Genomic DNA, 25097 nt, shown 5'->3' on the forward strand with positions numbered 1-25097 from the left:
GTAGCGAGCGTTATAGGATTAATAGGAAGAGAATTATGAGCCACCAGTCAGAGCTAATTGCGAGCGACATCAACGCATATCTTCAACAACACGAGAACAAAGAGCTGCTTCGCTTCATCACCTGCGGCAGTGTCGATGATGGAAAATCAACTCTGATTGGTCGTCTTCTTCACGACTCAAAAATGATCTATGAAGATCAGTTAGCTGCGATCCACAACGACAGCAAACGTGTCGGTACAACCGGCGAAGCCCCTGACTTGGCACTTCTAGTAGATGGTTTGCAAGCAGAGCGTGAGCAAGGTATTACCATTGATGTGGCTTACCGCTACTTCTCAACGGCGAAACGCAAATTCATCATTGCCGATACACCGGGACATGAGCAGTACACTCGTAATATGGCAACGGGCGCATCCACTGCAGACCTAGCCATCATTTTGATTGATGCCCGTTATGGTGTGCAGACCCAGACACGTCGTCACAGTTTTATTGTTTCGCTACTGGGTATTAAGCATGTCGTTGTAGCGATCAATAAGATGGATCTTGTTGAATTCAGCCAAACGCGATTCAACAAAATTCAGGCAGAGTACACAATTTTGGCTCAGTCACTTGGTATCAAAAACGCACAGTTTGTCCCTATCTCCGCGCTTAAAGGGGATAACGTCGTCGATCGTTCACTTGAGACACCTTGGTATCAGGGGCCTACCCTCATGGAAGAGTTAGAGGTCGTTACGATTGAAAGCGCTGCTGATGAGAAGTTTTTCCGTTTTCCAGTCCAGTATGTAAACCGCCCTAATCTTGATTTCCGCGGCTTTGCAGGCACTGTAGCTTCAGGCTCAATTGAGCCAGGTGATCAGATCAAGGTACTACCTAGCGGTCAAACATCGACGGTTAAATCCATCGTTACGATGGACGGTGACCTAGCAGAGGCCTTTGCTCCTATGTCAGTTACCCTTACGCTTAATGATGAGATTGATATCTCTCGCGGTGACATGATCGTAAAGGCTGACTGCCCAGAACTACCTACCCAAGCTTTTTCAGCCAACCTAGTGTGGATGGATCAAAAGCCGCTACAACTTGGGCGTACCTATGATGTGAAATTTGTCGCGTCACGCTCAGCTGGACGCGTTAGTGCCATCCAATACAAAGTAGACGTCAATACACTTGAAAAACAGGCAACTGATCGCCTTGAACTCAATGAGATAGCGGAAGTTGAGCTACAACTTGAACGCCAACTTCTTATCGACCCTTACTCACACAGCCGCGCAACAGGCGCGTTCATTCTGATCGATCGCCTAACTAACTCCACAGTAGCAGCAGGCATGGTGAGCGCGCTCGCACAAGCTCAGACAGATAACGATATCTATCAACAGAGTGCAGTAAGTGTCGATCAACGTGCTAATCGCCTTGGACAGTGGCCAAGTATCATCGGGTTCAACAACGCGTCAGAAGCACTGCTATTCACCCTAGAGAAGCGACTATTCGATCGTGGTTACTTGCCTGTAGTAAGTGACCAGCGAGAAGCCTTCTCTTCATTGAAGCAGGCCGGTTTGATTGTATTGACCGATAAAATTGAGGCTGCAGAGGTGATTGTTGGCAACCACCCTGATGCGCAAATCTATATCGACCCAAGCCTATCTTTGGAATCTCAGCTAGAGTTGATCATCTCAAGTCTTGCCGATTTTAAATTGATCTAAAACAACCCCAAAGGTGGGCGAAAACCTCACCTTGGGGTACAATCTTGTGCCATATAAACCACGGTTTTTGTGTACCTTTTTCACAAAAACCTCATCCTAGATTGGTAGCGGAAGTGAGAGCGAATGAGTGAGTTCTTGATGATTCTGATCAGCACAGTGTTGGTGAACAACTTTGTGCTCGTTCAATTTCTCGGTCTCTGCCCGTTTATGGGGGTCTCTAACAAGCTTGAGACTGCAATGGGTATGTCGCTTGCGACCACCTTTGTACTCACCCTCTCATCAGTCTGCAGCTATCTGGTCTACACCTATCTGCTAGTACCGTTTGAGCTTAACTACCTGCAGACCGTCTCGTTTATTTTGGTGATTGCAGTGGTGGTTCAGTTCACTGAGATGGTGGTTCATAAAACCAGCCCAATGCTCTACAAACTGCTAGGGATTTTTCTTCCGCTCATTACAACCAACTGTGCAGTATTGGGCGTAGCGCTTTTAAACATCCGCAAACAGAACGACTTCATAGAATCGATCGGTTATGGCTTTGGTGCGGCTGTCGGATTCTCATTAGCACTGATTCTATTCTCTGCGATTCGTGAACGTATCGCGGTAGCTGATGTTCCAGTGGTATTCAAAGGGCCTGCAATCGGCATGATTACTGCAGGGTTAATGTCATTAGCATTCATGGGCTTTGCCGGCCTGGTTCAGTTCTAAGGACGTCCCGTGAGTACTGTTGCAATCGCAATCATCGTCTTTCTAATCCTGGCACTGATCTTTGGTGTACTGCTCGGCTATGCCGCGGTTAAGTTCAAAGTCGAGGGTAACCCGATCGTAGAACAGATCGACGCCCTACTTCCGCAAACTCAGTGTGGTCAGTGTGGTCATCCAGGCTGTCGCCCATATGCTGAAGCGATCGCGGGTGGCGAAGCGATCAACAAGTGTCCTCCAGGCGGCCAATCCACTATCGATCAACTCGCAGAACTGCTTGGCGTCGAATCGATGGAGCTTGATGCAGAACATGGCGCAGAAGATGTTCGTAAAGTGGCCTACATTCGTGAAGATGAGTGTATCGGCTGTACCAAGTGTATTCAGGCCTGCCCGGTCGATGCGATATTGGGCGCAGCAAAACTGATGCATACAGTGATTGTTGATGAGTGCACTGGCTGTGACCTCTGTGTAGAGCCCTGCCCGGTAGACTGTATTGATATGATTCCCGTTGCGACAACCACCGTAAACTGGAAGTGGCCAGCACCACCTAGCCCGATGCAATTAATTGCGACAGACCGACAAGTCATTCGTGAAGAGGGTGGCGTGCAGTGATCAAGATTCATAGCTTCCACGGTGGCATTCATCCACCTGAAAACAAGAAACAGTCGACTCGTGCTGATATCGATCGTTGCCCGCTGCCTAAGATTTTGGTTGTGCCAACCCAGCAGCATATCGGTATGCCTGCTGACCCTATCGTCAAAGTTGGGCAAAAGGTCCTTAAGGGCGAGCTGATAGCAGAGTCGGTCGGACGTATCAGTGCATCTATCCATGCACCGACCTCTGGAACTGTTATTGAGATATCGGAGCAACCTGTCCCTCACGCTTCTGGTCTCACCGCTGAATGTATTGTCATTGAGTCAGATGGTGCTGATCAATGGATTGAACACGAAGGTTTGAGTGACTACCGTGAAATTGAGCGCTCAGAACTTGTCAGCTACATCCATAACAAAGGGATTGCCGGCATGGGTGGTGCTGGATTTCCAACCGATGTGAAGCTCAATCTCAGCCACGACCATATCGTGAATACGCTCATTATCAACGCCGCAGAGTGTGAACCCTACATTACCGCTGATGACATGCTGATGCGTGAGCACGCGGATGAGGTTATCAAGGGCATCGAGATCATTGCCCATCTGCTCACCCCTAGCCATATCATCATTGGCATAGAGGACAATAAGCCCAATGCCATTCGGGCGCTAAACCTTGCACTGACTAAGACAGAACTTGCGATTGATTTAGCTGTTGTGCCTACTAAGTACCCGTCTGGTGGTGAGCGCCAGCTTATTCAGTTGCTTACAGGTGTTGAAGTACCTAGCGGCAAAATCCCTGCGGATGTTGGCATCGTTGTCCAAAACGTAGGGACCACACGAGCATTACACCGTGCTGTCGCGTTTGGTGAGCCACTTATCGAGCGTATCGTTACTGTAACCGGTAATGCCGTTGCCCATCCTCGAAACTTCCACACACTAATCGGCACCCCATTTGCAGATCTTCTGAAAGCAGCAGATCTCGATGAAGATGCCCTATTCCACCTTGTCATGGGTGGCCCGATGATGGGGGTTGGCGTTGATAACCAAGCGATACCAGTTATCAAAACGACTAACTGTATTATCGCAGCAAGCGAATCAGAGATGCCGGAATCGCCAGCAGCACAGGCTTGTATCCGATGCGGCATGTGTGAACAGGCCTGTCCTGCTCAGCTTTTACCACAACAGCTCTACTGGTTTGCGAAAGGGAATGAGTTTGAGAAAGCGAAGAATCATAACCTCTTCGACTGTATCGAATGTGGTGCCTGCGCCTATGTCTGCCCAAGTAGCATTCCACTGGTTCAGTTCTACCGCTACGCCAAATCTGAAATTCGCGCAGAACAAGTAGAGCAGCGTAAAGCCGATCATGCGCGTGCTCGCTTTGAAGCGCGTAATGAACGCCTAGAGCGTGAAGCGATCGAAAAAGCTGAACGTCGTAAAGCACGCGCTGCCGAAGCTGCAAAAACACAAGCTGCTCGCAAAGCCGCTGCTGAAAAAGGTGAAACAGCAACAGATGCCCCAGCAATCGATGCGAAAGCACTTAAGACTGCTGCAGCGGTTGCTCGAACCAAGTTGAAAAAGTCTGAAAAAGCACTCGCAACAGCTATTGAACAAAAGTTGAATGATTCTGAACTGCAACAACTTAGAACTGAGGTTGAGCAGGCGGCACAGAGAGCCGATGAAGCAGAAAAAGCGCTCGTTGCTGGAGAGAGCACTATTGCAGCACCCGATGATAAAGCACTTAAGATAGCCGCAGCCTCTGCTCGCACTAAACTTAAAAAAGCTGAAGATGCGTTGAAGAGTGCACGTGATAAAGGACTTGAAGGTTTAGAAAAACTGGAAGCGACTGTAGCTAAGCTTAAAGCTGCGGCTGATGAGGCGGAGTCCGCTTATGCAGCCGTGCAAGAAGCGCAAGCCAATAGCGCTAGTACTGCTGATACTTCGCAAACTTCAGCGTTATCGTTAAAAGATCTGAAACAACAGGTCTCTATCATGCGCACCAAACTGAAGAAGGCGGAGTCTAACGACCCAATCGATGAGGCTGAAGTAGAGACTCTTAAGACGCGCCTTAATGAAGCAACCTCCGCTTTTGAAACAGCCGACAACCAGTTAATTGAGTTGGCTGCCAAGGATGGAATAGACCTCAAGCAGCTTCGCATTGATGTGGCACTTGCTAAGGTAACAGTGACAAAACTTGATCGGGCAATCGCTAAATCTGAGGACGAAGCGGAGCAAACCCAATTAACAACGGAACTAGAATCAGCGAAGCAGAGCTTTGCTGAACTAGAGTCCACCCTAAACCGATACGAATAGAGTGATAACGCAACTATGTCATTAATTCGAATGAGCTCACCCCATGTAACCCGCAGCAACTCCAGCCGCGGCGTGATGCAGTTGGTGCTCTTTGCAATGATTCCAGGGTTAATTGCACTCACCGCATTTTTTGGTTGGGGGACGCTGATTCAACTTGCGATCTGTTTAGCTGCTGGCCTTCTATTTGAGGCGATTGCGCTGAAACTGCGCGGAATGCCTATAAGCTACTACCTAAATGACTACAGCGCTGTAGTGACTGCCGCACTCCTGGCCGTTTCAATACCACCTTCAGCTCCATATTGGGTCGGTATTGTTGGCATGTTTGTGGCCATTATGATCGGCAAACAGGTCTATGGTGGCTTGGGTAATAATCCATTTAACCCAGCGATGGTCGCCTACGCACTGTTGCTTGTCTCTTTCCCTGTTCAGATGAGTGGTTGGAACCTACCTTATGTTTTAGTGGACCAATCTAGCTGGGGCATTCCATCATTCAAAGAGACTTTAAGTGTCATCCTAGGCCAACCCTCGGCAATTATTGATAGCTACTCAGGGGCTACGCCGCTCGACATCTTGCGCAATCAGGGTGCTGCTACCACTGAAGAGCTGTGGCGCAACAATGTGACATTAAAAGATGGAGTCGCTGCTTACCATGCGGTTGCTGCGGCCTGGTTTATGGGCGGTATCTTCCTGCTCTATCGCAAAGTATTCACCTGGCACACCCCGTTTAGCCTGTTGATGACGCTGTTTGTAGTGAGCGCCCTCTTCTACGGCTACGACCCTAGCAACTATGTCGACCCATTCAACCAGATCACACTGGGGGCGGCGATGCTGGGTGCCTTCTTCATTGCAACCGATCCTGTATCTTCAGCAACGAGCAATCGGGGTCGCATAGTATTTGGGATTGGAATTGGCCTTTTGATCTTTATTATTCGCACCTGGGGCAACTACCCAGATGCAGTGGCCTTCTCTGTATTATTGATGAACCTTGCTGCACCGATGATCGACCACTACACCCAACCGCGTAGTTATGGCCATAAACGTGCACGTGTCGGACCTAAGGGTAAATAGACGATGAGCGAAGAGCAGCAGAACCAAGAGATAAGCTTTGGCGGTTCCATCGGCAAAAGCATGCTGGGTATCGGCATGTTCGCTATTCTAGCGGCGGGGATTATTGCCGTTACTCAGGTCTCAACCAAAGATCAGATTGCTGAGAATATTCGCGCAGCCCAATCACGTGCGTTATTTGAAATTTTTCCAGCAGATATCGATCCTCACTTGTTCGACCACACTGTCGAGTTAGCCGCTGATGAGCTTAATCTTGAAGAGGAAGCGGTAAACGGGTACCAAGTTATTGATGGCGAAACTGTAAAAGGCGTCATCCTCCCAGTTCGATCTGAAGAGGGTTACTCCGGCAACATCGATCTGATGGTGGGCATTAACGCCGATAGCTCTATCGCCGGCGTTCGTATTATTAGCCACAAAGAGACTCCAGGGCTTGGTGATAAGATTGATCGCGCAAAAAGTCTATGGGTCGACTCTTTCATCGGCAAGATTCGTCAAGGAAGTGATGATAGTCGCTGGGCGGTCAAAAAAGATGGTGGCCAGTTCGACCAGTTTACCGGTGCAACCATTACGCCACGTGCAGTCGTGGGTGCTATAGGTACGGCAATCACCTACTTTGAGAATCACCGAATCGAGCTTTTACAAGCGAAGGAGCAGAGCCAGTGAGTAGCAACACCTCAACGCTGATCCGTAATGGCTTATGGGACAACAACCCAGGCCTAGTGCAGCTGCTTGGTCTCTGTCCTATGCTGGCGGTAACCAACTCGGTTGTGAATGCTCTTGGCCTAAGCCTTGCGACACTCGTAGTACTAACAGGTAGCAACCTCACCGTTTCGCTGTTTCGAAAACTTACGCCAGAAACCGTGCGCCTTCCGATTTTTGTAATGATTATTGCGGCTTTTGTAACCGCAATAGAGCTCATGATGCAGGCATACACCTATGAGCTCTATACCATTCTCGGCATCTTTATCCCATTAATTGTGACCAACTGCGTGATCATGGGCCGTGCTGACGCGTTCGCCTCTCGCAACCCTATCTACGAATCCTTTGTCGACGGCTTCTTTATGTCGGTAGGCTTTATGGCGGTTCTTCTAGTACTGGGAGCGATGCGAGAGCTTTTAGGCACAGGTGCAATCTTTGCCAACATGGATCTGCTATTTGGTGAGTCGGCTAAGGGCTGGCAAATAGTGGTAGCGGACGACTACCCCAACTTCCTTTTTGCCATATTGCCACCCGGTGCATTCATTGGATTAGGTGTACTGATTGCTATTAAAAACTGGATAGACCTGCGTATCAAAGCGTCACAAAAACCAGTTGTTGTTGAAAAGTCAGAGCCTGTAGCGCCTGGGTCTAAGCGCGTTCGAGTAACAGGCTAACGGATGAACAAACAGAAGCGCACGGAGATCTTTGAAAGGCTCAAAAGGGATAATCCCAAGCCAACAACAGAGCTTGAGTACTCATCCCCGTTTGAACTCCTGGCCGCAGTACTGCTCTCCGCGCAAGCGACCGATGTAGGTGTAAACAAAGCGACCCGCAAACTATTTCCCATCGCCAATACTCCTCAAGGAATTATCGATCTAGGTATCGATGGCCTTAAAGAGAAGATCAAAACCATTGGGCTATTCAACACCAAAGCTGAAAACCTAATGAAGACCTGTCACATCTTGGTCGAAAAACACAATTCCGTTGTTCCGGATAACCGTGAAGATTTGGAAGAGCTTCCAGGCGTTGGCCGCAAGACAGCCAACGTCATTCTAAACACCGCGTTTGGCCAACCCACCATGGCCGTAGATACACACATCTTTCGTGTATCAAACCGAACCGGTATAGCGCCAGGTAAAAATGTACTAGAAGTTGAAAAGAGACTAATTCGCCTAGTACCAGAAGACTACCTGATCGATGCACACCACTGGCTCATATTGCATGGCCGCTATGTATGTGTCGCTCGCAAACCTCGCTGCGGAGCCTGTATCATTGAAGACCTCTGCGAGTTTAAAAAGAAATCTGAATACGCTTAAGTGAAAGCATAAAGACTATGAACGAAGAAGATAACAAACCCTACCAGGGCGAAACTAATCAGACCAAGAACGGTTTTCTAACACTGATGTCACGCTTAGTGATTGACGAGAAACTACCAGTTCGCTTCATGTACAAAACCGTACCCGAGCATCTGAACGATACGGGATGGCGCCTATTTACAGGCTATGAGACTGAAGAGTTTCTAGAGAACGAAGGGGTGAATATGATCCCAATGCCAATGGAGAAGGTTATCCAAATAGACCCTTCTCTAGAGCCGCTTCTCGAATACAACGCCGGTACTGTATGGGAACGTACTCCAGAGTCGGAAGGCTGGGAGCGCGTCTACGACTACAAAATCCCAAGCGCCAACGTCGAAGTAAGCATCACCAACGACGTCGATCAGTTCGCTAAGCATTAATCAAAACCACCCCTGTAGGAACCTCCCCGCAGGGGTGGTGACCCTATTATCATTACCAAGTTGTTAAAGTCGGGGCTGACCCTGGCACGCTGAAACTTCGCAAGTCCCGGTGTTCGACCTATGGTCTGACACCACTCTCTTCCACATTTCCCATCTCATCAGCGAATTAAATTTTCCTATACGGATAATTTTCACTAAACTTAAACAAATTTGTAAAAAAGCTGATGAGACAACCCTCTATGAGCCATGAAATAACCGGTCTATTTAACGTTTACCATCCAAATGCAAAAGTCGTGAAATACTTCGAAGAGATTCAGAAGTTTGAGGATGAGTTTGGTTGGATTCCTTCTCGCCCAATTCTTGGCAAAGAGGTGAACTTCGAAGTCAGTGTAAAAATCACATCTGAGTTGATTCGTGTAAATTTAAACGGTGAAGCAGATGCTGGCAGCAAAGTCCTTGCACGCATTCAAGAGCGCATCAATAAAGTTCAACACCCAATGGTTTACGATGAGTACATCAAGCCAAGCAATGGGTCAGAAGAGAAACTGACTCGCTGGGTGAATGGCCATATCTCTGATGAAGTTAAAGGCAGCAGTGACGTGAAGTCGTTCAGCGCAGCAAGTCTAGAAAAATCTAAAGAACTGCTTCCAGAACTTCGCCCAATCACACTCGACGAAGATGACGGCTTCGACGATTTCGATTGATACTATTTGCAACCTGCGGATATCTTAACGGTCGTCATTTGATCCGATTCGGCACCTCTGCGAGGAACCTCCTACAGCGCACTTTTTGCGAACTGTCCAAAATCACTCTTTACGAACCTCCCCGAAGGGGTGGTGACCCGCGATTCGGCACCTATTCTAGCGACCTACTGCGAAGTACTCTGTAGGAACCTCCCCGAAGGGGCGGTGACCAAATATTTCATAACCAAACAGCATTCCAAAATGGATAAGTGCGAACAGATTTAACAATCCCCGCTCGAACTGGATTCATCACGATATATCTAGCCACATCCTCAAGATCTTCCTCTTTTCTAATCGCTCTATCGTAAAAACCCTTCTGCCAACTCAGTTCTATATTTTCGTTATTAGAAAACCGGATAGTCGAAACTTTAAGAGACTTTATAAGATCACCCAACTGAGCAACGTTATCATCTATTTGCACAAGCCAATGAAAATGGTCCGGCATAACAACGAACGCTAGCGTTTGTTGCTCAGTGCGATAAAGCTTCTTAGATAAGAATTGTGCCAATTCAAAATTTGAAAAATAATTGACTCTATTCAGAGTTGATGCGGTCAAATGGTAAATCTGATTAGGTATAGATACTCTTCCCTTACGCAAAGAGCTGTATCCAGGCTTATTATTCATACCATCATCCTTGATGTTATTTTATTGATGTCGGCACCTCTTCGAGGAACCTCCTACAACACACTCTGTAGGAACCTCTTAAATACACTCTGTACGAACTTCCCCGCAGGGGTGGTGACCCGAGTCGGCACCTCTTCGAGGAACCTCCTACATCATACTCTGTACGAACCTCCCCGCAGGGGTGGTGACCAAATTATCATTATCAAGCACTTAGAGTAGTGTCATACCCTTGCACGCAGAAACTTCGCAAGTCTCGGTGTCCGACCTCTGGTCTGACACTACTCTCTGCCACCCTACCCAACTCACCAACAAATCCTTCAACCGGCTTCAAATACTCCTGCACCTTATTCTTAGGCTGATACTCACCTTTCTCAATTAGATGAAAGACACTGGGGTCCAGGACCTCACTCCCCTGCGGTAAGCTTCCTAAAATTCGATACTGTCGATCACGAAATAGATCGTAGATACCTGCTAGGAACTCATTAAACGAATCAAAGGGATTGAAGTGGCTAGATGCAAAGTGGCTGGGCTCAATTGAAAGCCCTAAGTTAGTGAGCTCTGAAACCATCCACTGGAAGCTAAGCGCAGATAGGCCGCTCTCAGCTCTACCTCCCCCGATATCAGAGTGAGAACCTGCAAACCAACGTTGTTCTATTCTTTGTTCACTTCTATTTGGAGACCAGAGGGTTGGTTTGAAATCGGGACGATGTTCATCTATCGCCAACGCATGAAAACCATTACGAACATTAGATGCGAGTTTGGTGTCGTGGAACTGCCATAAGTGCCGATTCAAACCTTGAAAGCTTTTGAGTGGGATACCAAGCGAACCAACCGTATCCCAAACAGCAATCGCTTCTATTTCGATGGTATCGCTGAAGCGCCGTTTAAACTCATTAGCCTCGCGACGCTGACTGCGGCGATAGATACTGTAAGCATCTTTTACCCTGTCGATATGGGCTGTTTTAAGGAGGCCAACTCGATCAATCAATCCAGATAGACTGCGCGCAGCATAGGCGCCTCGACTGTAACCTACCAAAAATACCTTATCGCCAAAGCGATAGTGTGTGCCTAGCCATTGATAGGCCTGAAGTATCTTCTCGGACAATCCCCACCCAAACACTCCTCCTCGAAATCGATCCCAGAAATGGGTACCTACACCTGGCTGATAGAAGTACATCTGTTCAACGCCATCTAGCGTCTGACTATTAAGATGGTTAACAAGACGACTGACATGGGTATTTTGATTGCCGTCACTGAAGTCGTTATCCGGCGCCTCCCAGGTGCCATCAAACGCTATAACTAGATGTCGCATTGGTGTTTCCTAATTGACCAAGCGACCTCTAATTTGGAAGAGTAATTAGGAAGAGCAGGTCAACATAATCCCTGCGGCCCAATCGGGCGGTGTTCCGGCATACTCAGCCATACTCTTAGAGAACTTGGTCGGTTCACGAACCAGCGCCAACAGATCATTCACTTTACGATAATCCCCATCTTGGGCATCACGAATGGCCTCTTGGCACATGTAATTACGTAAAGTGTAGACAGGGTTTTTCGATTTTGCCGTCTCAACACGACTATTGAGAGAACTTGGCTCTCTCTGTTTAGCTTCCTGATATCTAACTAGCCAATCAGAAAAAGCGTCAGCAGCGCCCTCTTGAATACCTATAGCATCACCTAACGGCTGCTCTTCAACCAGTAGCCGAATGGCTCGATTGAGATCACCACCCAATTCAGCAAGCAGATTCAAAAATTGATCGATGAGCTCACGATGCTCGAGTCCACTACCAGGCAACGCTAGACGTGCTCTCATCTGAGCATAGAAGGCATTGAAGTAGAGCTCTGCATACCCCTCTAATACCTTTTCCAACTCCTCTTTAGGAATCAGGGGTAAGAGAGACTGTGCTAGCGCTGCAAGATTCCACTGCATCATGGATGGCTGATTACTAAAGGCATAACGACCCTGATGGTCGTTCTTATTGGCGATATGATCGGGCTCGTATCTGTCCATAAAGGTAAATGGGCCGTAATCGAAAGACTCACCAATAATCGACATATTGTCGGTATTCATCACTCCGTGAACAAAGCCATAGCTCTGCCATAGGGCAACCAAATTAGCACTTCGCTTCACTACCTCTTGGTACATGGCTAAGTAAGGGTTTGTTGCTTGCTGGAATTCTGGGTAGTAACGTTCAATCACATAGTCAGCGAGCAACTGCAGGTCGTCATGTTGCCTGCTGTAGTAGAAGTATTCGAAGTGACCAAAGCGGATATGGCACGGCGTGACACGAAGTACCATAGCGCAGGGCTCTGCTCCGTTGCGCATGGTGTATTGTTCACTACCAAATATCGCAAGTGCACGTGTGGTAGGAATTCCTAAGCCATGCATCGCCTCACTCACAAGGAATTCACGAATACTTGAACGAAGCACTGCACGCCCGTCTGCAAATCGCGAGTAGCGCGTTTGGCCAGCCCCTTTTAAATGGAGATCCCAGCGCAGGCCATCAGGAGATAGGTGCTCTCCTAAGAGAAGACCGCGGCCATCGCCTAGGTCTGGGTTATATACTCCAAATTGGTGGCCGGTATATTTCATTGCCAGAGGATCTAACCCTTCCAGCAGTGTCTCAGAGGTAAATGCCGATACCAGCTTAGAGGGGGTCCAATCACAGGGATTTAAACCAAGTTGTTGGGCAAGCGGCGCGTTAAAGCTAATGAGATGGGTATCTTTTAACGGCGTTGGTTTGCTCTTTTCAAACCAATGTTCTGGAAGCGTTGCATAGCTGTTATCAAAGTTAAAACTCATAGACTAGTCGCTAAAACGGTGTGCTTCAGATTGAATATCTTCAAGGCGGTTACCCAGTAACGAGACCTGCCCGGAATAGCGTTCATCACCTGTGGTCGTAAATTCAAAGTTGTAGCGACGCCAAGCCTTCAAATGGCCCTTATCATCACGACGTAACCAGAAACGGCGCAAAGAGACATTCTGATCTAATAACTGTAGACCCAGCTTGTTACAGTAGTTCTCAACCGCGCGCAGTGCATGTTCGCGCACCTGCAAACCCTGATACCAAAAGAGGACAACAGCACCAACAATGAAAAGAAGAAATAGATCTGAAAGCTCGATATACACGATTTAATCCAATGAATTTTAATGGTTTATAGCCTAACTAAGTTAGCGATAGATGGCGATATAAACATTAATAAGAATAACGAGTCGGCACCTCTTCGAGGAACCTCCTACAAAAATCTTGTACGAACCTCCCCGCAGGGGTGGTGACCTTTACCAAACTTTACGCAAACTAAACCCTACTTAACATTTATCTGCGCAACAATAACTCCATCGAAACAACATACGTCGATTTACATATTGGAGTTCATTATGAAAAAGATCCTAACAGCCGTTTTCGCAGCAACCATCGCAACAGCATCAATCAACGCAGCAGTAGCGGATGAAGCTCTGCAGACGCAAACCCAGCAGAAATTGATGATCCACTCTGCGGATGGAACAGCGGCAGGTACTGGCACGATGACACAAACCAAAACGCAGACTAAAACCATGAAGAAGTCTGGCGATGGTTCAAGCAGCCAGCTTAAAAAGCAGTTCAAAAAAGGTAAGAAATAAATTCTTACCAGGGATCAGAGCTTTTAGACCTGATCCCTACATCTCTTTAAGCTTCTAAATGTAACACTCCCCTGCTACATTGCGTTCCATGAACGCTCAGATTAAAGCAATTATCGGCACTGCTAGACCCAACTTCCTTATCCTTACACCCGCTTGTCTATCCATAGGGATCGCAGCGGCTGCTCGTCATTCAACACTTGATATGGGTCTGGTTGCACTTGTTTTGATTGCAGGATTGCTAGCGCATATAAGCGTCAATATGCTCAATGAGTATCATGACTTCAGATCGGGACTGGATTTGAATACGCAACGCACCCCTTTTAGTGGCGGGAGTGGCTCTTTACCAGCAATACCTGGAGCGGCAAACAAGGTGCTTTATATAGCCCTTGGCACGCTGACGGTTACAACAGCAATTGGGTTATACCTAATATCACTTAGAGGCAGCGAGCTTATTTACCTAGGTTTGGCAGGAATATTAGTCGTACTTGCCTATACGCCAGTACTCAACAAATATCCATTTGCCTGTTTAGTTTCAGCAGGTTTCGGTTTCGGGCCTGTGATGATTCTGGGTACCGAGATTGCTTTATCGGGTGAGACTTCGGTACTGACATTGGTAGCTAGCCTAGTGCCCTTCTTCCTAGTCAACAACCTGCTGCTGCTCAACCAGTTCCCTGACATTGAGGCTGACAAAGCCGCCGGAAGGAATCATTTGCTGATCGCCTATGGACCAAAAACTGGGGCAATCGTTTACTTACTTTTCAACGTGGCAATGTTGATAGCCTTTGCCCTCACACTGTATTTCATCGAAGCGAGTTGGCAGTGGGTATTACTGTTACCTGTGACATTCGCATCTATAAAAATATCGAGGGATGTAGTGGCAAATCACTCAGATGTCGGTAAGCTTCTCGGCTCTATGGGGCCTAACGTTGGATTAACTCTTATTAGCCCCTTACTCGTTTCATTAGCAATAGTTACTGCATAAACATGGCCAAAACCAAAGCATCTATCCGCGAGAGCGCAGAAGCGTTCGCATCAGAGATCGAATCACAAATTGACAATGTAGTTCGCGAGCCTTCACGTCCGGGAGCTCTCTATATTCGCATCACAGCCGAGAAGTTCAAACTGACCATCTCGATAGATCTTGCCTCAGCGACACTGAGCTACAGCTCAGCAGTTGATTTAGAGCACGAAGCGCGATTAATCGCTAAATCAGCGGCAGCGAATAACATTAAACTTGAGCGAGTGATTCTATAATCTCCAAAACAAAGCGTATTTCGAGCACATAAGATAATAATTATGTTTATATGCTGTATCAGTTTAATCAAGTAAAGCTTATGGAACTCGATATAACTCCATTCTCAAACGTACTGAACAAATTAGTGGAAGGACTGACGAGATATCAATCTGATATCTCCGATGAACAAGTACGTGACGTACTCATTCAACGTTTTGAGTTTACTTATGAACTCTCACATAAAATGATCCGTCGTTACCTTTCTCAAAGTTCGGCAAACCCTGAGTCAATCAATGAACTTAGTTTCCAGGCTTTAATTCGTCTTGCCTCTGACAAGGGAATTATTAAAGGAGACTGGTCTGATTGGAGCACCTACCGTGAAATGAGAGGTAAAACCAGTCACACCTATGACGAGAACATAGCAATTCAAGTAGTTAACGGTATTCCAGCCTTCATAGAAGAAACAATCCATCTAAAAGAAGAACTTTTACAAAGATGCCAGAGCTAAGTATTGAGAGCTTAAGTCTTAGTGAAGCTGAGTTAAATACAGTTAAAAAGATATTAGCGGCTGAGGTACCTAATATTTCAGTTCTAGCTTTTGGCTCACGCGTAAAAGGCAATCCCCGAAAATACTCAGATCTGGATTTAGCTTTGCTTACTCACACACCTTTAAGCTTGTCTGAAACAGCACGACTTAAAGATGCATTTGATAGTTCAAATCTTGTATGGCCAGTCGACATTACTGATTGGGCGACGACATCAGAGAGATTTCGAGCGATCATCAACGAAAATTTCGTTCGAATACAGTAATAGGAGTGGTGGAGCATAGCGGGATCGAACCGCTGACCTCTTCGCTGCCAGCGAAGCGCTCTCCCAGCTGAGCTAATGCCCCACAGCAAGGAAATGCGATCATAGGTAAGAATCGCCTTAAATTCAACTTCTATTGACTAGCTGGTCGTACCAGCCAGCATCCCACAATATGAAATCCACTATCTGAAACCATTTCCACAATATGAATAGTTAGGCAGAATAAATGGACAATAAATGGAGTGCCTAATGAGCGATACCAGCGGTTCTAAAATTCAAGTTATTGATCGAGCAGTACAGATACTAGAAGCACTAGCGCGCTATTCAAAGCCTGTAAAACTTAAGATATTGAGTGCTGAAACGGGTCTTCACCCTTCGACTGTACACCGCATTCTGCACTCTCTGATTGATAACCATTTTGTCGAGAATAACGGTAACGGCGAATACCGACTCGGGCAGAAACTTATTCAGCTGACTAATGGTCTTCACTCTGAGATCGATATCCGAGCTGTTGCCCTTCCCCACATGGAAGCACTACGCGATAGAACAGGTGAAACAGTCAACCTAACCCTGCGAGAAGGCGATGTTGTCATCTATTTCGAGAAGGCTACTCCAAACCGCATGATGCATGTAAACCAGCTCATTGGCAGCCGCGCACCGCTTCACGTAACGGCAGTAGGTAAGCTGATGCTGGGTCTAGGCGGGGAGTCTGGGATTGAGGGGTATGCCAAACGTACCAACCTGCCTGCATACACACGAAACACACTTAGCAACCTCGACAAACTCAAAGAGGATTGCCTGATCAATGTTGAACAGGGCTATGCATTGGATAATGAAGAGGCAGAGATTGGCGTAGGTTGTATCGGAGTACTGTTATACGACCGTAACGGTAAGGTAGCTGCTGGGCTTTCAGTATCTGCGCCGATTGAACGCCGCAAACCCGAGTGGATTGAAGATATTAAACGCGTCGGCGCTCAAATTTCCGAACAGCTAGGATACCGAAGCTAAGCAGGGATTATGCTGGGGTCAGAGTCACATTCATGTGACTCTGACCCCGGTGCGTTTGAAGAAGTGAAAAACTAACTTTAAGCCTGTAGAGTCTGGAACTCTTTTTCCCAAACCTTAGTTTGTTTCTTAGATGGTCCACCCACGATATCCAGCGCATGACGCAAACGTGCACGGCTCATATCAGGTCCTAGAATCGACATCGAATCCACAACGGATACAGACTGTGATGTACCTGCAATCGCCACAAATAGCGGGAACAGGAAATCACGAATCTTAATATCCATCGCGTCACTCAAACCTTTGAGGCTATTAAAGAGTGAATCACGGTCCCAGGCGCGCTGTTGATCCAGATGCCATACTGCAAACTGCAGAATACGACGCACCGACTCTTCGTCGAGTGATTTGTGTGCAAAGCTCTCCAGCGAAATTGGCATCATTCCTGATAAGAAGAAGCTTGCTAAAGGTGCGACATCCGAGAACTTCTCAACACGCGGCTGAATCAGCGGAATAATCTGCATAAGGTACTCAGGGTTGAGTGCCCACTTCTGGAACTCAGCTGCAAAAGCGGCAGGATCTAGCTCTTCACGAATCCATAGACCGTTCAACCAGCTCAGCTTCTCCTGATCGAAAACGGGACCACCAAGCGATACACGCTGAATATCGAAATTATCGAACATCTGCTGACGCGTGAACTTTTCAGACTCATCTGGCATAGACCAACCCATACGACCGAGGTAGTTCAATAGTGCTTCAGGTAGGTAGCCCATACGCTTGTAGTACAAGATTGAGGTAGGGTTCTTACGCTTAGAGAGCTTCGATTTATCTGGGTTACGTAGCAGCGGCATATGACACAGCTTAGGCATATCCCAGCCAAAGTACTGGTATAGCAACTTATGCTTAGGCGCTGAGTTGATCCACTCTTCACCTCGGATAACGTGCGTAATCTCCATCAGGTGATCATCAACAACGTTCGCTAGGTGGTAAGTTGGCATACCATCAGACTTAAGAAGAATCTGTGCGTCGACTAGCGCCCAATCTAGTTCAATCGTGCCACGCAGCATATCGTCGATTTCACAGATACCTTCGACAGGCACCTTCATACGAACAACGAATGGCGCACCTGCAGCCTGACGTTTTTCAACTTCATCAGCAGGTAGTGCCAAGTCACACTCTTTAAGCGCACGGTTAATACCCTGCTCTTTTAGAGAGGCACGCAGCTCATCAAGCTCTTCACCGGTACGGTAACAGATGAACGCAGTACCCTCTTCAACAAGACGCATCGCAAAGTCTTTATAGGCATCTTTACGCTCAGACTGACGGTAAGGACCGTGCGGACCACCCACGTCTGGACCTTCGTCCCACTCCAAACCTAACCAACGCATAGAGTCTAGGATCGCCTGCTCCGACTCAGGTGTAGAACGCGTCTGATCGGTATCCTCGATACGCAGAATGAACTGACCGCCATGCTGGCGAGCAAAAGCAAGGTTAAACAATGCGATGTAGGCAGTACCTACGTGTGGATCGCCTGTTGGAGATGGAGCAACACGTGTACGAACAGTCATAAACTTAATAGATCCGAAAATTAATAATGGCGTGAATTATAAAGAAGTGTTGTCAGATCTTAAACCGACAAATCGATTGTAGGTACAGAGTTTATCGCGCCTACGTTAGACCTCTCCAACGGTGCGAACTTAACCTGTTGGAGCCTTATCGAAGATGAGGCGATTAGACTTAAATTAGAGCTTCGCGGCCTATTCTAGACCGCTCCAACGGTGATCAGACCGCCGCCACTTTACGAATTAGTGCTTTTCGCTCTCTTGAGCTTCCTCTTCAGATGCAGCTTGCTGAGCTTGCAGCGATTTCATACCTAGCTCTGCAGCCTGAGCGAACTGACTGACTACCATTCCGCGCAATGCATCAATCTGATTCAGTGCATATTCAAGATTAGGGAACACAGCTGGCAATGGGCGAACTTGCTCATCTTCACCAACAAACACCGTATTAATGACTACACCTGCAGGTGTAAGCTCAACGTTAAACGCACTGCGCCCACGGATCTGCTGTTGGTTTTCATCAGCAGTTACTTCAGTCTTGTTATCTTCAGCCATATTGTTCTCGATATAAGTTTTAATCAGTGGGGAGTTTCAGGGTAAAACAAAAGACTATTTGCGTTCAATGTCTGGCGCAACATCTTTGTCGGTATGTCGACGCCCTTGATTACCAGCATCATTGAACACGTCAATCTTAGAATCCAATGACTGCCTACGATCTATGTCTTGTCTTCTGTCATCAAGCCGCTGACGCCGCTCAACACCTTTATACTCAGAAAATTCATGCTTTACCCACCAATACTTTGCTTGGACTACATTGTCATATATAGGGCTAAGTACCTTACCTTCTAAACTCTCCCAATAATATTGAGGTTCGCCTGAACGAAGATCTTTAACCAAGTGGAGTCGTCGGTTGCTTTTCCAAACCACAACCAAGAGCACCAACACTATACCTAAAGCTAGAGAAACTAATGTAAATTCAATCATCACAATTACCTCTAACCTAAGTATAGACGTTGAATCACTTTAGACCATCATAAGCAGCACTAAAGCCCTGTAGGGAGAAACCTAAGCTGTTTTGTTGCTGGCTAATTGGGGTAAATGCTAGCGTACCGACACTGGCTTTCTTAAAGTTATCCAGCAACTCCTGGTCGTTCTCAGCAAGCACAAAGCATGCAACATTATTACAGAAGCGCACATCTCGCTTGAGCGTTGGGCCTCCCTCAAAAGATAGCGACACCCCTTTAGAGAGATCAACCATCAATGGAACTGCCAGCTCAAAGACAGTCACCTCTGCATTGGGACGGTACCAATTTAACACCGCTACAGTTTGGCGCTGTTGATTTCCAAGCGTCTGAGTAGCACGACACTGTGAAGCGTCGGCTCTTTCAACACAGATCGACTCCCAATCCTTGAAGCGTTGACTGGTTGTCTTCTCATCCGGACCTTCAGCAAATGCATTTAAAAATGTCACTGCTACAAAGAAAGACAAAAGTGAAGAGAGTATTAAACGCATCTTAAACCTCACACATAAAACCAAAACAGCGCCCTCTATAGGTAAAGAGCGCTGTAAGAAACACTAATTAGTATGCAGTGTCGTTTGGATTAGCGTAAAGTTCTTTGTTTAGAGCATCAATCTTAACTTGTGCACTTCGGCCGTATGGAGGAATTGCACTACCAAACCACTTACTAAATAGCTGCTCCATCTCGCCACTAGTTTGCAAATCGGCAATCGTACGATCTGCAATGGCTTTAAATTCCGCATCACCCTTAGGCAGCATACACGCATAACCTGAAGGGTTAGAACCCACTAGGTTAACCTGATAGCTAGTTGAGTCGTTTAGACGCAGCATTTCACGCATAACAAGACCTACGTTACTGAAGAAACCATCAGCATCGCCTTTATCGACAGCATCAATTGCACGAGGGTTGTTCGGAAGCTTTACAAGCTCAGCATTCAGTGGTTGGGCGTTGGCAACGTTTCGAGAATCTTCAACAACAGCAAGGCGCTTGCCTGCTGCACTCGCTGCATCAACTATGCCACTATCCTGTTTAGATGCAATTGCATCGCTTGAGATGAAGAAGGTATTGGAGAAATTTACAAACTGCTCACGGCTTTTTTGATGTGAGGTAGACGTACACTCGAGATCAATAACATTTGCAGAAACCAATGCTATACGAGTAGAGACTGTCATAGGGTTCCAACGAATTTCAAGCTTATCCAAGCCCAGTTCAATTCGAACCTGTTCAGCTATGCGTTGGCTTAGCTCTGCACCAAATCCCTGAACACCGTTATTATCTAAGTAGCTGAACGGCATACCCGTCTCGTAGTAGCCCAAAATAATCGTTTTGTGCTCTTTGATACGTTCCAGTCGGCTAGTCTCAGTATCGGCTGCGTATACAGCTGATGAACCTGCGATGCTTAAACCAAGAAGTAGTGAACTTAGCTTTTTCATGTTTATCTCCAGTTAGTAACTTTAAAAACTGATTTCTCTTACGATTACTGAGGCAACTGCGTTGAACAACCTTTCAATCAGTGAACGACTCTGTGTATTAATGACTGCAGAGCCAACACCAACTGTATTTTGTTCAGGCAGCTGTTCCAACTTAATTTTTACTCCATAGAGGGTTGATGCAGGCGTCAGACCTTCCTGATCAGCCTCCACTAATACCTCACCACCAAAGGCTGCACTTAGGGCAACACTTGGAAGATTTGTTGTGCGCTGGTGATTAATGCTGATCACTTTACCTTCTAGTGAGTCAGTTGGGTTGTTAGCTGAATAAAAAATAACAGCATTACCCTCTTCAATCAGCGCAATCTCATCCTGTTGGACAAAGGCTTCTACTATTGTTTGGTTAGAATCAATTAACGTTGCTAGCGGCGATTGATCATTAACAAACACACCCTTAGCAAGCATGGGATCAAGGTCAGTCACCCTACCAGCCATCGAAGCTACAACTGTAAGCTTGTCTATCTGTGCTAGAGCTTGTTTCTCTTGAGCATCGATCTTTTTCCACTGTTCCAAAAGACCGGCGCGCTCGCTCTCACCACCCCTAATGCCGATTAAACTCGTCAGTTGTTCTTCAATGGAAACTTTTTGTGATCTTGAAAGAGCGACAGACCAACTCAAACTAGAATCTTCAATCTCAAACAGTACATCACCCTGTTCATAATAGTGCCCCTCAAAGGGGATACTTCGCAACACACCTGAACCAGATGCGTACACCGAGCTAGCATTCTCTGCTTCTAAAAGGGCTGGTGCAGTAGTTGTGCTTTTCCATGGAATAACCATTAACGCGATGAGCCCAGCGAGAAGTGAAATCAATAACAGTTTTCGATTCAATTTTGTTCCGGCCCAACCCTCTTTCCATACACCAAACTCTTTAAATACAGGGCGCAAAACAAACCACCATATCTCGACAATACCTAAGAAGATCCCAAGTGCTTTAAAAAAGAAGTAGTAGACCGCTACTGCAATTCCAATGAATACAATGACGCGATAGAACCAAGTCGCTATTGCAAAACCTATGTAGAAGCGACGGCGACGAGAAGAGGTAACCTCAGGGTATTCGATATCCCAACCCAACAAAATACGGCGTAAGCAAGTTTTTGCGGCATCCCCTGCGCGTTGGTGCAAGTTTGGAATATTTAGGGAATCAGAAAGGATGTAGTAACCATCAAAACGTAAGAATGGACTCACATTGATCAGTAACGAAATTACCCAGGCTGTCGTAGCCAAAAAAAACAGACCATTACGCAGTGGTCCATCGGGTGTTAAATTCCATGCAAGCAGAGCAAAGACAGCGATAGACAACTCTGTCGCAACACCTGCTGACGCAATGCCCAAGCGATGTTTAGAGCGTTTTAAACGCCAGGTTTCGCCTGTATCGGTATAAAGCATGGGCCACATAACAACAAAGGCAACCCCCATATGAGAAACACGGGTCCCAAAATGGGTAGCAGTGTATGCATGGCCTAATTCATGCAAGCTTTTTGTGATAATTAACGCGACCATATAACCTGCAATACCCTCAAGGGTCAGAGTATCAACAAAGGTCGCAGCAAAAAGATCGAATTGCTGCACAGTGAAATAGAAAGCAGCAAAGGCAGAAATCATCAATACGATTAATGCAGTTTGACTAAACAGCCCCTTCACATAAGGGTAAGTAGCTGAAAGGAATCGATCCGGATGAAAAATCGGAACCCTGAAAAAAAGGTAGTTATGTAGTAACTGTTTCCAAATAGGTAATTTGCGTTTTTTAGACTCTTCGATCAAAGCCGAAGTCGCCTCGTAACCCCGCTGCACGACAAGTTTTGACTTAGTTAAAAACTCTAAAAGCCCCTCTAGCTCTTCTGATGAAGCATTAAGAGGTGTTTCTTTGTTTGTCTTTTCAAGAATTGACTCTTTTTTACCTAAGCGCCATCGTGAAAGGAGTTCAAACTCCAACCAACCGATCTGATAAAACTGATTAGTAATGGGGTCCTGAATAGTCCAACAGGGTGAACCATCGTCATGGGGTGCAGCAGTGTGCAAGCGCAAATCTTCACGCAAAGCAGGTACCGCGCCAATAAAAGCTTCTTGAGGAATCATAGACCCAACCACTGTCTAAGCCCCCCTATTGGTCGACGGAACATCCAGTAAGCTAAAGATCGCTCCTCACCATACACTTTGGCGACGCCACGTAAGCCGATTCGTGGTGATTGATTCTCTTGTAACTCACCACGCAAGTAGTAGGCTGCAATGCCATTTGGTGACTGGCTAACTCGATAACTTGTTTTAGATAGTGTTGCGGCAATTGGATTGAGAGGATCAATCTGCAGGAATATGCGCACATCCGCACCCTGCTCAAGGTTAATCGCATCATTTGCAGGCAACCAAAGCGCAACGCCTAACCGAGTTTCATCAGCCAGTTCTGCTACTCGCTCACCTGTTACAACCGGTTTACCTAACCAATCGTTTTTATCGCTATAGATAAATAGACCATCACGGTTCGCTTTTGCAACCATGCGATCCGACAAATCTTTTAACGAAGCGAGTGTTAACTCTTGTTCACGCAGTTTACCGCGTAAAGAGGCCAACTCAGCTTTACTCTGTGAGTCGTTAAAAGATTGCTGCTGGGCACGATGTAGGTCAGCCTTTGCTATCTCAATCGTCTGCTTGGCAACTGCAATTTCGTTTTGTAGCTCTCGCTGATCCAGCTCAAACAGTGGTACGCCTACTTTCACAGGGTTGTTTGGTTCTACAAAAAACCGCTCTATGACACCAGCAGCAGGTGAACTCACCACTTCAGAGTTTAAAGAGATGATTTCTGCTTCAGCCATAGCAGTAAGTCGAACGGGTATAAAACCTGACGCGATAAGCGCTGCTAAACAGACCCAGAGAATAGGCTTAGTCGATGTTAGGCGTGCAAAAAGGGAAGGTTTTTTACGATTGACCTGCGCCGCTATACAGTGCTGCCACTGTTCAGCTAAAAGATTGATAAGTTGCTGGTCTGTTTCACTCCATGCTTTTTCACGAACTAAAAAGACCACACCAATGCACTTTTTGGCCTCTAAAACAGGGACAACATAAGCAAACGCAGGCCACCACTCACCCCAACCATCAGCCAAGTCATTTGGAAGATCTTGCTGAGTGAAAGGCTGCGGGGACACTATCGAACCATTCTTGAGAAGGTATTTTTGAACACGATCTAGCCATAGCGTGAAAGGGGTCGCTTCTTTGGTCGGCGTTAACCCTGTTACAGAAGAGATTTTTAATCGACCAGTCTTCGTTGGAAGGTAAACCGAGGCCTGACGGAACTTTAAAACTTGCCAAGTATCATTAACTATAATGAAGCCGAGCTCTTGTAAATTTTCAGCTTTAATTAAACGTTGATTCAACGTTAAAAGGGCTGATAGTACAGACTCGGCCACAGAAAATAACCCTTAGCGAGAGAACTGAGCATTACCGCTCATTCCAGGAAGTAAGTTGCTTGGCGCTTTAGTAATTTCAGCTTCAACCTTAATAGTATGACTGACACTATCTACGGTAGAGTTGATTGCAGAAAGTTTTGCAGCGTAAGATTGACCCGTCTCAGAAATAGACAGGATCACCTCATCCTTCAGCTTAACCTCTTTTAACCAACTCGCCGGGATGTTCATAACGGCTTTTAGCCCATTGGTGCTGATGATATCAACCAGAGGTTCGCCCTGCGCAACTCCCTGATGAGGATTCACTCGAACGTTGGCAATCTTTCCAGAGAAAGGCGCACGAACATCACACTGGTCTGCCAAAGCTTCAAAGTAATCTAACTGAGCCTTAGTACGACTAGCTTCTGTCGCTGCTAGCGTCACTTCGATCTCACCCGCTTGTGACAGCCCTTGAAGCTTCAGCTTATTTTCATAAGCCACTTGGGCAGCAGCAAACTCAGCTTCACCCATACCCACCTGAGCATCACGGTCAGCACAGACAAATGAGATCAATAGATCACCCTTCTTAAACGACGAACCAAGTGAAACATTATGTTTAGCCACACGACCAAACATAGGGCTTGCAAGCGTGGTCTCAATAGGTGCGATCAACAAAGCAGGCACCTGGTTATCAGACGTTGGAGCAGCAAGCTGCTGCTCAATTTGACTGATAATCCTGGGTTTCTCTGATTCAGCTGCTGCTAGATCCCCACTTGTGGCAACTAGCGCTAGAGCAAGAGTAAGCAGAGCTTTATTAGCCATACTCAAT

Annotated in this window: 28 protein-coding genes and 1 tRNA gene; 16 read left to right on the forward strand and 13 right to left on the reverse strand. The window is 46.6% G+C overall.

Going from position 1 to position 25097, the window contains the following annotated elements; all coding sequences use genetic code 11:
- Positions 1 to 35: 35 nt before the first annotated feature.
- The 10 genes from cysN to HH196_RS05215 all read left to right on the forward strand — a co-directional run bounded on the left by cysN (position 36) and on the right by HH196_RS05215 (position 9496).
- Positions 36 to 1694: a sulfate adenylyltransferase subunit CysN gene (cysN, locus tag HH196_RS05170; RefSeq protein ID WP_169451095.1), complete on the forward strand. Its 1659-nt coding sequence runs from the start codon at positions 36 to 38 to the stop codon at positions 1692 to 1694.
- Between the two features lie 123 nt (positions 1695 to 1817).
- Positions 1818 to 2399 carry an electron transport complex subunit RsxA gene (gene rsxA, locus HH196_RS05175; protein ID WP_169451096.1) on the forward strand — a complete coding sequence of 194 codons (582 nt, stop codon included), beginning with the start codon at positions 1818 to 1820 and terminating at the stop codon, positions 2397 to 2399.
- Positions 2400 to 2408: 9 nt separating this feature from the next.
- Entirely contained in the window at positions 2409 to 3005 is a 597-nt protein-coding gene (rsxB, locus tag HH196_RS05180; RefSeq protein ID WP_169451097.1) for an electron transport complex subunit RsxB, read from the forward strand.
- Positions 3002 to 5293, forward strand: coding sequence for an electron transport complex subunit RsxC (rsxC, locus tag HH196_RS05185; protein WP_169451098.1), 2292 nt, complete (start codon positions 3002 to 3004; stop codon positions 5291 to 5293). The genes rsxB and rsxC overlap by 4 nt, the downstream gene beginning before the upstream one ends.
- A 15-nt stretch (positions 5294 to 5308) precedes the next feature.
- Positions 5309 to 6361 (forward strand): RnfABCDGE type electron transport complex subunit D, encoded by a 1053-nt coding sequence (locus tag HH196_RS05190; protein ID WP_169451099.1) that lies wholly within the window; start codon positions 5309 to 5311, stop codon positions 6359 to 6361.
- Positions 6362 to 6364: 3 nt separating this feature from the next.
- On the forward strand, positions 6365 to 7021 hold the full coding sequence (gene rsxG / locus HH196_RS05195) for an electron transport complex subunit RsxG (protein ID WP_169451100.1): 657 nt from the start codon (positions 6365 to 6367) through the stop codon (positions 7019 to 7021).
- Positions 7018 to 7731 carry an electron transport complex subunit E gene (locus HH196_RS05200; RefSeq protein WP_169451101.1) on the forward strand — a complete coding sequence of 238 codons (714 nt, stop codon included), beginning with the start codon at positions 7018 to 7020 and terminating at the stop codon, positions 7729 to 7731. The genes rsxG and HH196_RS05200 overlap by 4 nt, the downstream gene beginning before the upstream one ends.
- A 3-nt stretch (positions 7732 to 7734) precedes the next feature.
- Positions 7735 to 8373 carry an endonuclease III gene (gene nth, locus HH196_RS05205; protein ID WP_169451102.1) on the forward strand — a complete coding sequence of 213 codons (639 nt, stop codon included), beginning with the start codon at positions 7735 to 7737 and terminating at the stop codon, positions 8371 to 8373.
- 17 nt (positions 8374 to 8390) lie between these two features.
- Positions 8391 to 8792 (forward strand): DUF2185 domain-containing protein, encoded by a 402-nt coding sequence (locus HH196_RS05210; RefSeq protein ID WP_169451103.1) that lies wholly within the window; start codon positions 8391 to 8393, stop codon positions 8790 to 8792.
- A gap of 239 nt (positions 8793 to 9031) precedes the next feature.
- Positions 9032 to 9496, forward strand: coding sequence for a hypothetical protein (locus tag HH196_RS05215; protein ID WP_169451104.1), 465 nt, complete (start codon positions 9032 to 9034; stop codon positions 9494 to 9496).
- A gap of 217 nt (positions 9497 to 9713) precedes the next feature.
- On the opposite strand, the gene HH196_RS05220 is transcribed toward HH196_RS05215, so the two are convergent.
- From HH196_RS05220 to HH196_RS05235, 4 genes are all read right to left on the reverse strand, one after another.
- Complete coding sequence (locus tag HH196_RS05220; protein WP_169451105.1) at positions 9714 to 10160, reverse strand: transposase; 447 nt, start codon at positions 10158 to 10160, stop codon at positions 9714 to 9716.
- A gap of 202 nt (positions 10161 to 10362) precedes the next feature.
- A complete protein-coding gene (locus HH196_RS05225) occupies positions 10363 to 11472 on the reverse strand; it encodes a DUF2235 domain-containing protein (protein ID WP_169451106.1) in 1110 nt (369 codons plus the stop codon).
- Between the two features lie 45 nt (positions 11473 to 11517).
- Entirely contained in the window at positions 11518 to 12960 is a 1443-nt protein-coding gene (locus HH196_RS05230; protein WP_169451107.1) for a YdiU family protein, read from the reverse strand.
- Between the two features lie 3 nt (positions 12961 to 12963).
- Entirely contained in the window at positions 12964 to 13287 is a 324-nt protein-coding gene (locus HH196_RS05235) for a DUF3301 domain-containing protein (RefSeq protein ID WP_169451108.1), read from the reverse strand.
- Positions 13288 to 13536: 249 nt separating this feature from the next.
- On the opposite strand from HH196_RS05235, the gene HH196_RS05240 reads away from it, so the two are divergent.
- The 5 genes from HH196_RS05240 (at position 13537) to HH196_RS05260 (ending at position 15823) form a co-directional block, all read left to right on the forward strand.
- A complete protein-coding gene (locus tag HH196_RS05240) occupies positions 13537 to 13779 on the forward strand; it encodes a hypothetical protein (RefSeq protein WP_169451109.1) in 243 nt (80 codons plus the stop codon).
- Positions 13780 to 13867: 88 nt separating this feature from the next.
- On the forward strand, positions 13868 to 14761 hold the full coding sequence (locus tag HH196_RS05245) for a prenyltransferase (protein WP_169451110.1): 894 nt from the start codon (positions 13868 to 13870) through the stop codon (positions 14759 to 14761).
- A 2-nt stretch (positions 14762 to 14763) separates the two neighbouring features.
- Positions 14764 to 15033 (forward strand): hypothetical protein, encoded by a 270-nt coding sequence (locus tag HH196_RS05250; protein ID WP_169451111.1) that lies wholly within the window; start codon positions 14764 to 14766, stop codon positions 15031 to 15033.
- A gap of 80 nt (positions 15034 to 15113) precedes the next feature.
- Positions 15114 to 15521: an HI0074 family nucleotidyltransferase substrate-binding subunit gene (locus HH196_RS05255; RefSeq protein WP_169451112.1), complete on the forward strand. Its 408-nt coding sequence runs from the start codon at positions 15114 to 15116 to the stop codon at positions 15519 to 15521.
- Entirely contained in the window at positions 15509 to 15823 is a 315-nt protein-coding gene (locus tag HH196_RS05260; protein WP_169451113.1) for a nucleotidyltransferase family protein, read from the forward strand. Before HH196_RS05255 ends, HH196_RS05260 begins: the two co-directional genes overlap by 13 nt.
- A 6-nt stretch (positions 15824 to 15829) precedes the next feature.
- On the opposite strand, the gene HH196_RS05265 is transcribed toward HH196_RS05260, so the two are convergent.
- Positions 15830 to 15905, reverse strand: a tRNA-Ala gene (locus HH196_RS05265).
- Positions 15906 to 16069: 164 nt separating this feature from the next.
- Here HH196_RS05265 and HH196_RS05270 point away from each other — a divergent pair.
- A complete protein-coding gene (locus tag HH196_RS05270; RefSeq protein WP_169451114.1) occupies positions 16070 to 16828 on the forward strand; it encodes an IclR family transcriptional regulator in 759 nt (252 codons plus the stop codon).
- Between the two features lie 77 nt (positions 16829 to 16905).
- Here HH196_RS05270 and gltX read toward each other — a convergent pair whose 3' ends face one another.
- From gltX to HH196_RS05310, 8 genes are all read right to left on the reverse strand, one after another.
- Complete coding sequence (gene gltX / locus HH196_RS05275; RefSeq protein WP_169451115.1) at positions 16906 to 18390, reverse strand: glutamate--tRNA ligase; 1485 nt, start codon at positions 18388 to 18390, stop codon at positions 16906 to 16908.
- A gap of 237 nt (positions 18391 to 18627) precedes the next feature.
- Positions 18628 to 18936 carry a hypothetical protein gene (locus tag HH196_RS05280; RefSeq protein WP_169451116.1) on the reverse strand — a complete coding sequence of 103 codons (309 nt, stop codon included), beginning with the start codon at positions 18934 to 18936 and terminating at the stop codon, positions 18628 to 18630.
- 54 nt (positions 18937 to 18990) lie between these two features.
- Positions 18991 to 19368 (reverse strand): hypothetical protein, encoded by a 378-nt coding sequence (locus HH196_RS05285; RefSeq protein ID WP_169451117.1) that lies wholly within the window; start codon positions 19366 to 19368, stop codon positions 18991 to 18993.
- A gap of 31 nt (positions 19369 to 19399) precedes the next feature.
- Positions 19400 to 19894 (reverse strand): invasion associated locus B family protein, encoded by a 495-nt coding sequence (locus HH196_RS05290; protein WP_169451118.1) that lies wholly within the window; start codon positions 19892 to 19894, stop codon positions 19400 to 19402.
- Between the two features lie 67 nt (positions 19895 to 19961).
- Positions 19962 to 20834 carry an amino acid ABC transporter substrate-binding protein gene (locus HH196_RS05295; RefSeq protein WP_169451119.1) on the reverse strand — a complete coding sequence of 291 codons (873 nt, stop codon included), beginning with the start codon at positions 20832 to 20834 and terminating at the stop codon, positions 19962 to 19964.
- Between the two features lie 21 nt (positions 20835 to 20855).
- Positions 20856 to 22970, reverse strand: coding sequence for an HlyD family efflux transporter periplasmic adaptor subunit (locus HH196_RS05300; protein ID WP_169451120.1), 2115 nt, complete (start codon positions 22968 to 22970; stop codon positions 20856 to 20858).
- Positions 22967 to 24292 (reverse strand): HlyD family efflux transporter periplasmic adaptor subunit, encoded by a 1326-nt coding sequence (locus HH196_RS05305; RefSeq protein ID WP_169451121.1) that lies wholly within the window; start codon positions 24290 to 24292, stop codon positions 22967 to 22969. The genes HH196_RS05300 and HH196_RS05305 overlap by 4 nt, the downstream gene beginning before the upstream one ends.
- 12 nt (positions 24293 to 24304) lie before the next feature.
- On the reverse strand, positions 24305 to 25090 hold the full coding sequence (locus HH196_RS05310; protein ID WP_169451122.1) for an efflux RND transporter periplasmic adaptor subunit: 786 nt from the start codon (positions 25088 to 25090) through the stop codon (positions 24305 to 24307).
- Between the last annotated feature and the right edge of the window lie 7 nt (positions 25091 to 25097).

It is taken from the genome of Marinobacterium sp. LSUCC0821, from assembly GCF_012848475.1.
Lineage (GTDB): Bacteria > Pseudomonadota > Gammaproteobacteria > Pseudomonadales > Balneatricaceae > Marinobacterium_E.

Coding starts and splice junctions, on each gene's coding strand:
- cysN (WP_169451095.1), top strand. CDS start 36: ATGAGCCACCAGTCAGAGCTAATTGCGAGCGACATCAACGCATATCTT.
- rsxA (WP_169451096.1), top strand. CDS start 1,818: ATGAGTGAGTTCTTGATGATTCTGATCAGCACAGTGTTGGTGAACAAC.
- HH196_RS05190 (WP_169451099.1), top strand. CDS start 5,309: ATGTCATTAATTCGAATGAGCTCACCCCATGTAACCCGCAGCAACTCC.
- rsxG (WP_169451100.1), top strand. CDS start 6,365: ATGAGCGAAGAGCAGCAGAACCAAGAGATAAGCTTTGGCGGTTCCATC.
- nth (WP_169451102.1), top strand. CDS start 7,735: ATGAACAAACAGAAGCGCACGGAGATCTTTGAAAGGCTCAAAAGGGAT.
- HH196_RS05210 (WP_169451103.1), top strand. CDS start 8,391: ATGAACGAAGAAGATAACAAACCCTACCAGGGCGAAACTAATCAGACC.
- HH196_RS05215 (WP_169451104.1), top strand. CDS start 9,032: ATGAGCCATGAAATAACCGGTCTATTTAACGTTTACCATCCAAATGCA.
- HH196_RS05220 (WP_169451105.1), bottom strand. CDS start 10,160: ATGAATAATAAGCCTGGATACAGCTCTTTGCGTAAGGGAAGAGTATCT.
- HH196_RS05225 (WP_169451106.1), bottom strand. CDS start 11,472: ATGCGACATCTAGTTATAGCGTTTGATGGCACCTGGGAGGCGCCGGAT.
- HH196_RS05230 (WP_169451107.1), bottom strand. CDS start 12,960: ATGAGTTTTAACTTTGATAACAGCTATGCAACGCTTCCAGAACATTGG.
- HH196_RS05240 (WP_169451109.1), top strand. CDS start 13,537: ATGAAAAAGATCCTAACAGCCGTTTTCGCAGCAACCATCGCAACAGCA.
- HH196_RS05245 (WP_169451110.1), top strand. CDS start 13,868: ATGAACGCTCAGATTAAAGCAATTATCGGCACTGCTAGACCCAACTTC.
- HH196_RS05250 (WP_169451111.1), top strand. CDS start 14,764: ATGGCCAAAACCAAAGCATCTATCCGCGAGAGCGCAGAAGCGTTCGCA.
- HH196_RS05255 (WP_169451112.1), top strand. CDS start 15,114: ATGGAACTCGATATAACTCCATTCTCAAACGTACTGAACAAATTAGTG.
- HH196_RS05260 (WP_169451113.1), top strand. CDS start 15,509: ATGCCAGAGCTAAGTATTGAGAGCTTAAGTCTTAGTGAAGCTGAGTTA.
- HH196_RS05270 (WP_169451114.1), top strand. CDS start 16,070: ATGAGCGATACCAGCGGTTCTAAAATTCAAGTTATTGATCGAGCAGTA.
- gltX (WP_169451115.1), bottom strand. CDS start 18,390: ATGACTGTTCGTACACGTGTTGCTCCATCTCCAACAGGCGATCCACAC.
- HH196_RS05280 (WP_169451116.1), bottom strand. CDS start 18,936: ATGGCTGAAGATAACAAGACTGAAGTAACTGCTGATGAAAACCAACAG.
- HH196_RS05290 (WP_169451118.1), bottom strand. CDS start 19,894: ATGCGTTTAATACTCTCTTCACTTTTGTCTTTCTTTGTAGCAGTGACA.
- HH196_RS05295 (WP_169451119.1), bottom strand. CDS start 20,834: ATGAAAAAGCTAAGTTCACTACTTCTTGGTTTAAGCATCGCAGGTTCA.
- HH196_RS05300 (WP_169451120.1), bottom strand. CDS start 22,970: ATGATTCCTCAAGAAGCTTTTATTGGCGCGGTACCTGCTTTGCGTGAA.
- HH196_RS05310 (WP_169451122.1), bottom strand. CDS start 25,090: ATGGCTAATAAAGCTCTGCTTACTCTTGCTCTAGCGCTAGTTGCCACA.